The organism is Lacrimispora sp. (assembly GCF_046972725.1).
Lineage (GTDB): Bacteria > Bacillota > Clostridia > Lachnospirales > Lachnospiraceae > Lacrimispora.
The window spans coordinates 453,455-466,252 of record NZ_JBKVXF010000002.1; the positions used below are offsets into that span (position 1 = coordinate 453,455).

Below are 12,798 nucleotides of genomic sequence, written 5' to 3' on the forward strand. Positions count from 1 at the left end.
AAGAACTTTTGGCAGCCTGTTCTTTGTCATTCCGGTTAATCCAGATCCTGTTGGGTAATCCGGTCTTCAAAGTAAATACACAGTTGCTCCAGTATCTGACCCCAGTTCCATGGTTTTTCTTCCCACTTTTTCGTGATATCCATCATTGCCAGATACAACATCTTGAATAAGGCATCGTCCGTTGGAAATATTGTTTTTGATTTTGTTACCTTTCTCAGCTGACGATTGAAATTTTCTATCGAGTTTGTAGTATAGATAATGCGGCGTATTTCTGGGGGATACTTGAAATACGTGGATATCTGTAGCCAGTTGTTTCTCCAAGATGCAATGGAATAAGGATATTTATTCCCCCACTTTTCTTCTAAGCTGTCTAATTTCTGAAGTGCCATTTCCTCTGTTGATGCCTGATATACTTCTTTTAAGTCTGCCATAAAGGGTTTCATATCTTTATACGAAATGAATTTAGTGGAATAGCAAATTAGATGGACTATACATCTTTGAATTTCTGCTTGCGGGTATACTGCATGAATGGCATCACCAAATCCAGTAAGGCCATCCACAGAAACAATCAAGATATCCTCTACTCCCCGGTTTTTAATTTCTGTCAAAACTCCAAGCCAGTATTTTGTACTTTCATTTCCTCCAACCCACATACCAAGAACTTCCTATGAGCCGTTTAAGCGAATTCCGATAGAAATATAGACTGCTTTTTTGACAGTTGCATTATCCTGCCATACATAATAGTGGATAGCATCCATGAATACAACCGCATATTTTCTATCAAGTGGACGGTTTTGCCACTCTTTTGCCAGGGACAGAATGCGGTCTGTCATCTTAGATATCATTTCAGCAGAGGCATCTACCCCATAAACACTGTGCAGATGAGTTGAGATATCTCTCGTGGACATTCCTTTCGCATACATGGAAAGTACTTGATCCTCGATATTAGAAATATCTGTTTGATTCTTTTTTACAATCTGTGGCTCAAAATCACCTTTTCTGTCTCTCGGAATGTCCAGAGAGATTTCTCCCATAGAAGAGATAACGTTTTTCTTGCTATAGCCGTTTCGGCTGTTGTCCGTTTCTTTTGCCGAATAGTCATACTTAGAGTATCCAAGTTCAGTATCCAATTCCGCTTCTAACATACCTTGCAAGGTATCACCAAGCAGATCTCTTAGCATCTCCTGGATGTCCTGTGCTGTTTTGGGCTGATAATGCTGTAAGAGCCCATTTATGAATTCTTTTCGTTCCGGTGAAAGTTTTCTTTGTCTTGTCATAAAAATATCCTCCTGGTATGATGTGTAGTCATAGACCAATAGGGGTCTTCTACATCATTATTAAATTTATATCAAGGTTGGTAAGAGGATTCTCCTCCGAAAATCATTCCAACCATAGATACGTGTATAAGTTACATTCTTTTCTGTATGATTATTCACTCCTAGACTTTGTCTGTTACATAAGGTATTATCTTCCATTAGATAGAAAAAACGACGTTAACCTCCTAGGGAGCTGGCCTTTATCCAGCAATACCCGTAACTTTAGACAGTCATTCCATCAATGAAAATTTATGTTTTAGGCTGGTTGGGAGCGATTAAGCCATACCTGTATTACGTGCCAGGTAGTGTATTCATTGTTTTTATGGAACCCTATCAGAAGGAGTTTACAATGTACAACAAAAACTATATTTCCGTCGGCATTGATGTTGGATCTGCTTTCAGCTTCATGACCATCCTTGCACCTGACGGAGCGGTAATCCAAAAACCTTTCAAGATTACACATAACAATCCGGTTTCCCTGCAAAAGGCGGTTTCTTTCATCAAAAAAGCAGAAGAGCTGTATTCCTTAGAAAGTCGCACCTTTCTGGAATCCACTGGAATCTATCATTTCCCACTCTTCTGCTATCTGATTGATTGTGGTTTTAACGCCTCCATAATCAATCCTATTATTACACATTCTTCAAAGAATGGGAATATACGAAAAGTAAAAAATGATAAAGTTGATTCTAAGGGTATTGCAAAGTTAGGATTATCTGCTGATATTCCTGTTTCTCAATTCCCAGCAAAACTGATTCTTGAGATTCGAAGCCTTACTCGTAAGTATTATGATCTGACGGATGAACGAGCCGCTCATATCAACAAACTCAAAGGCGATCTACATACCGTATTTCCGCAGTATCTGGATATTTTTAGTGATATTACAGGTAAGATATCTACCATGATTCTTCGCCAGTATGGTACACCAGATAAAATACTACGTGGTCACAAAAAGACCATGATTGAAAAGATCTCCAAAGCTTCCAGAAAAGGGTTCTCCAAAGCCGCAGAACGTTATGAAACGCTCTGTGCTGCAGCAACATCGTCAAAAACTTTTGGCTGTCAGATTGATAGTATTTATTTTAACATTTCTCTGACACTGGACCTCATCGAAAAGCTTGATTGCGCTCTGGATTCCATTATGTAGCGAATCAAGCAGTTGGTAACTTTTCATAAAAGCGAAAAATTTGTTCAACAAATCAAACTGATTAACACAATCAAAGGCGTTGGTTTTCTGACTGCTGCAACCATCATGTGCGAAATCGGTGACTTTGCCGCATTCCGTAATCCAAAGCAGCTATTCGCTTACTTCGGACTTGATCCAGAAGTAAATGAATCTGGTAAATTTGTTGGGACTCAGTTACATATGAGCAAACGAGGTTCCAGAATTGCCCGTCGTGCTATTTTTGCTGTAGCACTAGCATCCATTCGCACTAAACGCAATGGTGAAGGCATAACCCCATATCTTCGTGAATACTACGAGAAGAAATCTGGGCAAAAGCCAAAAATGGTTGCTCTCGGAGCAGTTATGCACAAAGTGTGCAATATCATCTTTGCTGTTCTTCGTGATGAAAAAGAATTTACATTATGTTCTCCCGAAGAACACTGCAGGAAATATCAAAGACCTGCTTTGCAGGTCGCATAAACATTCATCCTGCACAATCTATAACTATTAATGAAGCGAAAATCCAAAGGATTTACGTTTATTAAAGTTACTCATTTTTAGGTTCTAAAAACAAATGCATAAAGTTCTATTTTTTATCATTTAGGACTTGACTTTAACTAGCTGGTCTGATTCATGTAACTCTGGAAGAGCTTGAACGAATTTGGAGAGCAGAAAAACAAAAATAAAGAAAGGAGCCATCCTCCGGCCGGGGCAAGGGTATACCGGGCTTCTTTGTAGAAATGGTAAATGTAGAAATATGGAAAGATACTTACATTTACGGCGAGCAGTATCAGGTAAGTAATAATGGTATTGTCAGGAATAAGATAACAGGTCATATATTGAAACCACAATTAGATAAAAAAGGATCCTTACGTGTTCGAATGAGCTTACAAGATAAGAAGGCAACGGCGAAAGTACATAGACTTGTGGCGGTCGCATTTATTCCTAATCTAGAGAATAAACCGCAGGTTAATCATATAGATGGAGATAAAAGAAATAATGATGTTAGAAATCTTGAGTGGGTAACTAATGGAGAAAATCAAATACACGCCTATAAAACAGGTTTAAACCGTATTACTGGGAATTCCGGTCGTAAAAAGATTCCAGTTTCAAAGATAAATCGGGTGACTGGTGAAGTAGAGGATACTTATTCTTCTATGGCCGAGGCGGCAAGAAGTAATAATCTTTACAGTACTAATATTGAGAAAGTTATTAGAGGTGAGAGGCATCATGCTGGTGGGTATGCATGGAAAAGGAAGTATGAAGATTGATGACAGCTAGGAACAGCTTAGATTTGCCTGATGTTCTGTAGATTTAAAAATTAAAGATTTATTGTTCTTTGATAATTGAATATTGATAGTTGGTAGAAATTGCTGTATACTTGACCTATAAAAGTTAGAATTTTGAGGAGAACTACGATGATAAGTAGGGAACAAATAGCACATGATTTAACAATGGTATATCTGAATAATAAATATGGCATAGATGTAACCGGAGATTTCAATATGTATTCAAATTCATCTGATGATACGGTTAACTCTTCTTCAGGATATGGAAGTGTAATAACTAACCATTTTCCAAATGTAAAGCAACCTAAATACAAAAAAATCGGAACAGGTGAAAAGGGATTTTTAGGAATTGAAAAAAAGAAAAAGGTTCCGTCGGGATATTTAGTAGATGATATTTTTAACAGTATGATAGATGATTATGGTCTTGCATATACGCACTTTCTAGAATTGTTAAAGAGCAAATAAGAATAATAGACATTTTCTAAACAAAATTTATTTGCTAATTTATTGATACATATAGGAGCAAATATGATAAACCAAGAAAAAGAGTATACAAGGGTGTTCCTTAATCATTAAAGATGGGCACAGCATTGGACTATGCCAAGTGCACATCGGGTGCATTTAAGCACTATAAGCTTAATAAGGCTCGCTGAGAAAACATTGGAATATATAAATCATTTAGATGAGAGAATCGAATTAACTTCCAAAGAAAAGGTCGAAATGCTAATGGATTTTTAAATACCAAAAGATAATTCTACAACCAGCTATCAATATTCGGTAGTTGGTTTTTTATTGTAAAAATGAAAGGAGGTCGGAGATTCTGGCTAGAAGACGCGTGTCTGCACCTTTCGTAACCGCTACATAATCTACCGTAGTGTCATTTGCTCTTTCTTGCCGTAAGATTAGGATAGTTGGAGTAAATTACTCTAAGTTCTAATCTTGAACGGCAAAAGTTGTAGCATTTCACTGCTATTAATTTCAAACTTTTGCATCATTTTACTCCAACTATTTTTTGGAGGATTTAATCAATGACAAAAGCTCAAAAAGATCAATACTGGCTGGACTGCATCCAGAAATGCCGCGTTAGCGGCTTATCTGATTATGCATGGTGTCATCAGAATGGCATATCTACCAGCTCTTTTTATTACAACATCAAAAGACTGCGTAGGAAGGCATCTGCTGTACCGGCATCAGTTCCAAAGGTTGTAGCGAAGCAGGAAGTTGTACCAGTTCACTACAATGAATTGTCTGAAACAAAAATAGTCACTCCTAACAATCCGCCGGATTCCATCGCAATCCGTCTTGAATTTCATGGTATCGTTATGGCAATCAGTCATGGTGCAGATGCCGCCATGATCAGAGCAACGCTTTCTGCGTTGCAGCAGCTGTGTTAGGTGATCTCTCCGGCGTGGCCAAGATTTACCTGGTCTGTGGCTACACGGATATGAGGCGCAGCATTGATGGTCTCATGGCGATTGTCCGGGATTCCTTCGAGTTGGATCCTTACAGCAATTCGCTGTTTCTCTTCTGTTGAAAAAGATGTGACAGGCTGAAGGCACTGCACTTTGATAAAGATGGTTTTGTACTTCTTTACAAACGATTAGATGCCGGCCGTTTCCAGTGGCCACGTAATTCTTGTGATGTCCAGAACCTTACAAGACAGGAATTCCGCTGGCTTATGGAAGGCCTGTCCATCAGCCAGCCAAAGGCAATCAAATCAACTATAAAAAAGCCCTTCTAGGTATCTGATGAAATGAATGCAAGCTGGCCTATTTGCTGGTATTATAACTCGTTTTGTAGTATAATTATTACATCATTTTAGGAGGTGCATGGTCATGGAAACATCTGGGAAAGCGGAAGATCTTAATACGAATGAACTCATCAATCATCTGCTCAAACAGCTTGAATCGAAAGATCGTCAGATGGAACAACTGAATCAGACCATTGCGAACCTCACGGAAACAATAAATGAATTAAAGCGGAAGATTTTCGGTATTTCCAGTGAGAAATCAGCGAATGTTCCAGGTATTGATGGACAGCTTAGTCTGTTTGATCCGCTTGGAATTGACAAACCAGTCCAGGTACCTGAAACAATCAGCGTAGCCTCTCACGAGAAGAAGAAATCCCGTGCCACCCATGAAGAGCTAGTCAGGTATGTTCCAATCACAACGATCGATCTTGAACTGGAAGGTGCTGCCCTTAACTGTCCTTACTGTAAGACTAAAATGGAGGATATCGGTTCCAAGGTGGTTCGTGAAGAGATCCGAATTACGCAAGCCAAAGTCGAGCGTGTTCAGTATGTACAACACAGCTATGCCTGTCCGGTATGTCGTGATGATGGGGAAGCAACGATCGAGAAGGCTCCGGTTCCAACGCCATTAATCAGTCATAGCAGAGCCTCCGCTTCTGCGGTTGCTTTTATCATGTATCAGAAGTGTATCAACTGTCAGCCATTCTATCGTCAGGAAAAAGATTGGGAACAGCTTGGTGTCAAGATGAACCGGGGTACGATGGCCAGCTGGTTCAATACCTGTGCGGCGGAATATCTTGAACCTGTTTATAACAAGCTTCATGAGTATCTTCTTAAGCAATCCGTCATACATGCAGATGAAACTACCTGTCAGGTACTTCATGAAGACGATAAGCCTCCAGAATCAAAGTCTTATATATGGCTGTATACCAGCGGTGCTTTTGAGGAACACCGGATTGTGATCTATGAATATCAGCCATCAAGAGGCGGTTATCATGCAGCAAAGTTCCTTGCGGACTTCCATGGCTTCGTTCATACGGATGGATTCAGCGGATACAACCGGCTGACTGATATCATCAGGTGCGGCTGCTGGGCACATCTTCGAAGATATATGTTTGAAGCGATCCCTAAGACAAAGGGAGCAAGTGCAAAAGCCTCACCGGCATACATCGGGTATGCTTACTGTGAACAGCTCTTTCAGATTGAAAAGACTCTGAAAGATTTGCAGCCAGAAGAACGCCAGAAACAGCGTCTTGAGCAGGAACGGCCGGTACTTGACGCATTCTGGAAATGGATCAATGGGATGAATGCCCTTGGCGGATCAAAGCTTGCCAAGGCTATTACCTATGCCAAAAAACAACGCCCTTACATGGAGAACTATCTTCAGGATGGAAGCTGCTCCATAAGTAATAACGCAGCGGAACGAGCAGTAAAATCATATGAAATAGGAAGAAAAAACTTCCTATTTCATGACACGGTAAAAGGTGCCAGAGCAAGTGCTGTTGTGTATACCCTCGTAGAAACAGCAAAGGCAAATGGATTGAACATCCGTCTCTACCTGGAAACAGTAATGACCAAGATGCTGGACTACAAAAATGAGCCCGATAGTATCTTAGAAGAACTGATGCCATGGTCAGAAGCAATGAAGCGATCCTGTAGCTTGGATAATGGTAATGTCTAATTTTTTATTGAGATGAAAAATCAGGAAAAGCAATACGCTATTTTATGTAGCGCTTACCACCTTTCGAAAATGTTTATAAAAGAAGATGATTTAAAACTTAATGATTGGCAGTTTTCACAGAGATAATACCTGCCATGGGAAACCAAATTACAGCTGACAATGACCAGAATCCAGGAATGGCATGGATGTGCCGTTGGACTATCTTTGAAATACTGTATGAAACCTGGGAATCAGTAGGGCAGATAAATCTTTCTGATTTTTCAGATATAATAGAATCTTAGGAGAAACAGTTATAAAACAATATTCTCTTTATGGAACTGGAAAGACAAATCTGCACATGGTATTATATTATAGTCAAAATATAAAATTAATTGGGAGATATGATGAAAGATATAAAACGAATGGCAAGACAATTCCGAAGCGCAATTGATAAAGCTAGAGATGCAGGGGAATTTGATAAAGACTTTTCATTTTATAAATTTCCATGTGGGTGCTGCGGTGATACCAGTGAGTTATTAGCTCAATTTTTATTGGAAAACGGTATTACAACATTTTATGTATGGGGTATGTATTCCCATAGTTCGTCTGAAGGTCCTCAATCTCATGCGTGGCTACTGGCTCTTAATCATACTATTATAGACATTACTGGTGATCAGTTTAGAGATAATCCGATTTTTCTGAATTATGATAAATCAGTCTATGTTGGAGACGAAGATGACTTTCATAGATTATTCAGAGTTAATCCTAGAAACATTAAAAAGACCAATGGCATAGGTTCCTTGGCGAGCCACTGCCAACCGAGGTTATATAATTTATATGATAAAATCATAAAACATAGTTAGAATTACTAATTGATATAAGCTGGGGCATAAACCCCGGTAAAAAAATAGCTACAAAAGAACATATATTCGATTTTGAACAATAAACAAGCGGCAGAGTCCCCGACCAAAGTTCTTCTACCGCTTCACGCTTAAGGATATTATAAGTCAAATTGTCTCCTTAAGCAACTGAAATTTATGGAAAAGGAGATTACATATTATGAATGGACAAACTGTAAAAGCACAGGTTATCAACAATATTATTGTTGCCATGGCTGACCATGTGGCAAAAGAAGTTTTGGATATTCTTTATCAGGTAATTGTGAAGGAATTTGTTAATGTCAATATGGAAGAGATAACAACCCTTCCGGCAGAGTACCAGAATGATACGGACCAGAAAAATAAATACATAATTCAGCTTTTCATCGTTAAGAAGAAAATAAAGAACAATACAAAGGAAGCGTACCTTAGTGCCATTAAGCGCCTGATTACCTTGATTAATAAGCCGTTGGATAGAATAGAGGAATCCGATATCAGCTATTATTTATCCTGGTATGAGAAGAGAAATTTGAATGTCGGCGGCAAGAAGAATCAGGCAGTGACCGTGAATAATGAAAGGCGTTTCCTGTCAGCGTTCTTCACTTGGATGAGAAAAGAAAAATTGATTGGCGATAATCCTGTGGAAGCAACGGACCCGTTAAAGGCGATCAGGAAGCCGATTGATTATTTCAAGCCAGAAGAGATGGCCAAGATGAGGGATGCCTGTAAGACTCCAAGAGAACGTGCCTTAATAGAAGTGTTGCGAAGCACTGGGGCCAGAGTAGGAGAGTTGGTTGAAATCACCCTTGACCAGATAGACTGGAATACCGGGGATATTATGATCCAGGGAGAAAAGAATGACAGGTATGAGCCTATATTCTTAGATGATGAAGCACGATATTATTACCGGTAGTATCTTGATACCAGAAGAGATGAAAGTCCGTTTATGTTCCCTCAATGCAAAGCACCTCATGAGAAGATGTCAACGTCTGGAATTCGGAGTATTTTAAAAACCATTGGCAATCGGGCAAAGTTAAAGTGCCGAGTATATCCTCATAAACTCCGCAAAACGCTGGGCATGAACCTTAAAAATAAGGGAGTAGACCTCGGCACCATTCAGGAAATTTTGAGACGTTCCACTCCGTCAGTAACCGCTATATATTATGCTCAATCAACACCTAATACATTAAGAAGCGTAAGAGAGAGGTGTTCAGCATGATAGATAATAAGACAAAAAATCAGTTAAAGAATTTGGTTGTGATCAATGCGGCCATTGCTGAAGCTGGGGAAGAAATTCAGATGATACAAAAGGAAATGAATATCCATGGCCAAGATAAAAAATATGTTTCTGTCCTGAATGATTTAAAAGAAAAGATTATTTATTACCGATATCAGAAAGTTAAAATCTGCTCAGAATTGTATGATAAAATCGAATCCTTGGAATATGAGCAGGGTAAGCGGTTGCTAAAATATCGGTACATAAGAGGATATCGCTGAGAAGTCATAGCTGATAAGATGGGATACAGTGTCAGGCAGGTTTTTAATATACATAGGGTAATGCTTTATAAGATTGAAGAAAATAAATAATGTCTATCATAAAAAGGAAGCTCCACATGCTAAATATAAGATCAGTAATGTGGAGCTTGCTAAATTTTATTAAAATTGTAAGTTTACTTTTTCTAACAGTGTCTTATATGTCGTAGTTTTGTGGATTTTGCTTAAAGGCTCATGACTGTTTACTATATAATCTAAAGCATTTCGTAAAAATTCGTTCTGGCAATGTTCTGACAATGCCTTGCACATGATTTTAAATCTTCTAGTAGGTTTAAGCATATCAATATCCATCAAAAGATTTGGGTCATCCATTAAATTTAATAGAGCAGCTATAGATTTATTATCATAATTTTTAATAAATTTTTTGTAATATTCAACTGCAGCTTCGTCTACGCCCTCTCTATATCCTAGGCCATTTCCAGCATAACAGATTGAAATGGTTTTAACCCATTCAAAAACAACAGATGACGGAATAACTCCTGAAGAAGGTAACATGTTATCCAATTGTCGGGCCCAAGGAGCTTCATTATAAAAATTATTCATGCTATTATGTGTGCTAAGCAAATTTGCAAGTGTTTCACGTAATTCTTGTGATATACTATCTTCATCTTTGTATGCAAGTCCATTGACCAATGTTAAAAAATTATTAGCTTTATCCTTTCGAGAAATATCTCCACTTTTTCTAAAATATCCAAATTTATCTCCAATAGCATGTTTTTTTGCTTCGCTACTTAGATCCCAAACATATTTAGCTATAGATCTGATGTTGTTTAATATTATTTGTGATATTTGTGGGTCTGTATACATTCCAAATAGTGTAGAAAGCAAATCTTCAATCATTACAATTGGTAAGTTTTTTATATTTTCTCCCATGTAATGCAAATCTGATTCAGGAATTTCGTTTGTTCGAATGTTATATAATAATTGTTTTAATTTAACAGCATCTTCATTAGGAGTTGCGTTTATTGCATATTTAATACAGTTATTAAGCCAGCTGAGTAAATCAAAAGCACTAATTTCATTTTCGTTTGGGTGCGCAGCGCTAGAATGGTTTCGCATATAATTAATAAATTTAAATACTTCAAAGACATGATCACTGATTAATCCCATTCTATTGCTGGCAGTTAATAAATCAAAATCACTAATCACTGATATTTCTTCTTCGGTTTTAAGGTTTCTATATCGAGTATTTAATTGCTCACAAACTTTATAAAAGTAGTCTAAATCAAAGGATATAATCATTTGGTGAAGACTTTTTATTGTTTCATTCCATAAATATGTTACTGCGCCATCAAAAAGTCCGGCGGCAACGGAAGATAGGAAACGTGTTAAGTATACTGCAATATGTCGGTTTTCCTCAGGTATTTTCCTGATTTCACTTTCTATAGAGTTAATTACAGTCTTTCTTTCTTCAATTGGAGAGAGGACGCCTTCAACAGGTAATCCAAGATTTGTTAAGTATTGTGTAAATGGAGCATTAAAATCACTAATTGAAATTTCTAAGTCTTCTTTAATTACGGTCAAATCATTCATAATTATGTATTTTACCCCTTTTCTTTAGTCTCTTGATAAATGCACAGTTAATTTACGTTTAATTATACTATGTGACGTTGAATTAGTAAACAATTGTACAGAAAAAATAATTTCATAGAATTACATTAATTTCTTGTGATATGCTCCAAAATATAAAGGAGGCTTTATTACATGAATAGTTTTATTAGTTGGATCGGTGGAAAGAAGTTATTACGAAAGCAGATATTGGAACAATTACCAGATCAGAACTTATATAGCCGTTATATTGAGGTATTTGGTGGAGCTGGTTGGATATTGTTTTCAAAAGATAAACATGCCCCATTGGAAGTATTTAACGATGTAAACGGGGAATTAAATAATCTATACCGGGTGGTTAAATATCACCCGGAACCGCTACAGAAAGAATTGGAATGGCTGCTTATGTCCCGGGAGCAGTTCTTTGATGAATTAAACAGGAATATCAGAGGAATGACTGATATACAACGGGCCGCCCGGTTCTTCTGCCTGATTAGGGAAAGTTTCGGAGCGGACTGCAGGTCGTTTGGTGTTCGCTCTCGAGACATACAGAAAGCGGTAAATTATTTGAAAGAAGTTTCTTGTCGACTCAATAAAGTGGTAATTGAGAACCAGGATTTCGAGCGGCTGATAAAAACATATGACAGGCCAGATGCGTTATTTTATCTGGACCCTCCATATTATGATGCAGAGAAGTATTATCCTGACCGGTTCAACCCAGAGGACCATGAACGGCTTCGGAAATGCCTGGGCAGTATAAAGGGGAAATTCGTTTTATCTTATAACGATTGCCAGCAGATACGGGAATTATACAAAGGATATCCGTTCATTGAAGTTGACAGAATGGATAATTTGGTGAATAAAGATAAGAGCAGGAGATATAAGGAGCTGATTATTAAAAGTTATACATTTTAAGTTTCTTTTTACGCTTTAATGTTGTAAAATAAAGTAAAGAATCGAAAGGAAAATACAAATGAAAAATGGAAATTTCTTTGCCGGGAATAACAATGGAAATGCAATCGCTAATGAAAATTGCACAGTTTATATAGAGGATAAAAGCTCTAACAATGATATATCTTATGAAAAATTGTGCAAGGCTGTTAGGATAAAAAAAACTGATCAATTTTTTAAAAGGGAATGGATTACTGTAACTGCTGAAGTTTTAGCCATAATTACAGGTGTGGCTGGTATTCTTAATTTTAATTTTAAAGGTGAGTGGAAAATAGTTATATTTTTGATTTTACTGTTTTTATTTAACTTAGTTCGTTATAAATATAATATGTTAGACCAAATAAAATCTAAAAAGTCATTCAATTTAAATGAGACTGCTTTAATTGAACGTAAAGGATATATATATGCTGTCTATCCAAAGAAGTGTCCTAGATGCGGTGAAAAAGCAGGTGGAAAGCTAAAGTTTGTAAGACAAACCGATGATAAATGGATTCTTCAATGTAATGTTCAACCCCAACATGAATTCGAGTATGATCATACAGAGGTAGCTTTTGAAAATGTTGAGAATTAGTTTGTTATTAGCACATGCGGGATACTTCCGGGGGAAACCCTTCTAGAAAGAAAAAGATGTCGCTGAAATTTTATTATGCATTCTCTTTGAATCCAATGAGAAAAAGATAAACGTAGAAG

General features: G+C 37.5%; 11 protein-coding genes and 3 pseudogenes. 12 read left to right on the forward strand and 2 right to left on the reverse strand.

What is annotated here, in order from left to right; translation table 11 throughout:
* Positions 1–35 precede the first annotated feature (35 nt).
* Positions 36–1,277 (reverse strand): annotated as a pseudogene (locus ACLTWA_RS10430) (IS256 family transposase).
* A gap of 388 nt (positions 1,278–1,665) precedes the next feature.
* Here ACLTWA_RS10430 and ACLTWA_RS10435 point away from each other — a divergent pair.
* The 10 genes and pseudogenes from ACLTWA_RS10435 (at position 1,666) to ACLTWA_RS10480 (ending at position 9,552) form a co-directional block, all read left to right on the forward strand.
* Entirely contained in the window at positions 1,666–2,460 is a 795-nt protein-coding gene (locus ACLTWA_RS10435) for an IS110 family transposase (RefSeq protein WP_412327638.1), read from the forward strand.
* 12 nt (positions 2,461–2,472) lie between these two features.
* Positions 2,473–2,958 carry a transposase gene (locus ACLTWA_RS10440; RefSeq protein WP_412327639.1) on the forward strand — a complete coding sequence of 162 codons (486 nt, stop codon included), beginning with the start codon at positions 2,473–2,475 and terminating at the stop codon, positions 2,956–2,958.
* Between the two features lie 260 nt (positions 2,959–3,218).
* Positions 3,219–3,749 carry an HNH endonuclease gene (locus tag ACLTWA_RS10445; protein WP_412327640.1) on the forward strand — a complete coding sequence of 177 codons (531 nt, stop codon included), beginning with the start codon at positions 3,219–3,221 and terminating at the stop codon, positions 3,747–3,749.
* 147 nt (positions 3,750–3,896) lie between these two features.
* Positions 3,897–4,232: a hypothetical protein gene (locus tag ACLTWA_RS10450; protein ID WP_412327641.1), complete on the forward strand. Its 336-nt coding sequence runs from the start codon at positions 3,897–3,899 to the stop codon at positions 4,230–4,232.
* Between the two features lie 563 nt (positions 4,233–4,795).
* Complete coding sequence (tnpA, locus tag ACLTWA_RS10455) at positions 4,796–5,161, forward strand: IS66 family insertion sequence element accessory protein TnpA (RefSeq protein WP_412327642.1); 366 nt, start codon at positions 4,796–4,798, stop codon at positions 5,159–5,161.
* A 14-nt stretch (positions 5,162–5,175) separates the two neighbouring features.
* Positions 5,176–5,508: pseudogene (gene tnpB, locus ACLTWA_RS10460) on the forward strand (IS66 family insertion sequence element accessory protein TnpB).
* A 94-nt stretch (positions 5,509–5,602) separates the two neighbouring features.
* Positions 5,603–7,198, forward strand: coding sequence for an IS66 family transposase (gene tnpC / locus ACLTWA_RS10465; RefSeq protein ID WP_412327643.1), 1,596 nt, complete (start codon positions 5,603–5,605; stop codon positions 7,196–7,198).
* A 383-nt stretch (positions 7,199–7,581) separates the two neighbouring features.
* A complete protein-coding gene (locus ACLTWA_RS10470) occupies positions 7,582–8,040 on the forward strand; it encodes a hypothetical protein (RefSeq protein ID WP_412327644.1) in 459 nt (152 codons plus the stop codon).
* Positions 8,041–8,362: 322 nt separating this feature from the next.
* A pseudogene (locus tag ACLTWA_RS10475) lies at positions 8,363–9,274 on the forward strand (tyrosine-type recombinase/integrase).
* Complete coding sequence (locus ACLTWA_RS10480) at positions 9,271–9,552, forward strand: hypothetical protein (RefSeq protein ID WP_412327645.1); 282 nt, start codon at positions 9,271–9,273, stop codon at positions 9,550–9,552. The pseudogene ACLTWA_RS10475 and the gene ACLTWA_RS10480 overlap by 4 nt, the downstream one beginning before the upstream one ends.
* 159 nt (positions 9,553–9,711) lie before the next feature.
* On the opposite strand, the gene ACLTWA_RS10485 is transcribed toward ACLTWA_RS10480, so the two are convergent.
* Complete coding sequence (locus ACLTWA_RS10485) at positions 9,712–11,142, reverse strand: hypothetical protein (RefSeq protein ID WP_412327646.1); 1,431 nt, start codon at positions 11,140–11,142, stop codon at positions 9,712–9,714.
* 171 nt (positions 11,143–11,313) lie between these two features.
* Between ACLTWA_RS10485 and ACLTWA_RS10490 the strand changes: the two genes are divergently transcribed.
* Positions 11,314–12,072: a DNA adenine methylase gene (locus ACLTWA_RS10490; RefSeq protein ID WP_412327647.1), complete on the forward strand. Its 759-nt coding sequence runs from the start codon at positions 11,314–11,316 to the stop codon at positions 12,070–12,072.
* Between the two features lie 58 nt (positions 12,073–12,130).
* Entirely contained in the window at positions 12,131–12,679 is a 549-nt protein-coding gene (locus ACLTWA_RS10495; RefSeq protein WP_412327648.1) for a hypothetical protein, read from the forward strand.
* Positions 12,680–12,798: the final 119 nt, after the last annotated feature.

Bases quoted from the DNA above. Each gene is read 5' to 3' on its own strand.
- ACLTWA_RS10435 (WP_412327638.1), top strand. From the start codon at position 1,666: ATGTACAACAAAAACTATATTTCCGTCGGCATTGATGTTGGATCTGCT.
- ACLTWA_RS10490 (WP_412327647.1), top strand. From the start codon at position 11,314: ATGAATAGTTTTATTAGTTGGATCGGTGGAAAGAAGTTATTACGAAAG.
- ACLTWA_RS10470 (WP_412327644.1), top strand. From the start codon at position 7,582: ATGAAAGATATAAAACGAATGGCAAGACAATTCCGAAGCGCAATTGAT.
- ACLTWA_RS10495 (WP_412327648.1), top strand. From the start codon at position 12,131: ATGAAAAATGGAAATTTCTTTGCCGGGAATAACAATGGAAATGCAATC.
- tnpA (WP_412327642.1), top strand. From the start codon at position 4,796: ATGACAAAAGCTCAAAAAGATCAATACTGGCTGGACTGCATCCAGAAA.
- ACLTWA_RS10485 (WP_412327646.1), bottom strand. From the start codon at position 11,142: ATGAATGATTTGACCGTAATTAAAGAAGACTTAGAAATTTCAATTAGT.
- tnpC (WP_412327643.1), top strand. From the start codon at position 5,603: ATGGAAACATCTGGGAAAGCGGAAGATCTTAATACGAATGAACTCATC.
- ACLTWA_RS10480 (WP_412327645.1), top strand. From the start codon at position 9,271: ATGATAGATAATAAGACAAAAAATCAGTTAAAGAATTTGGTTGTGATC.
- ACLTWA_RS10445 (WP_412327640.1), top strand. From the start codon at position 3,219: ATGGTAAATGTAGAAATATGGAAAGATACTTACATTTACGGCGAGCAG.
- ACLTWA_RS10450 (WP_412327641.1), top strand. From the start codon at position 3,897: ATGATAAGTAGGGAACAAATAGCACATGATTTAACAATGGTATATCTG.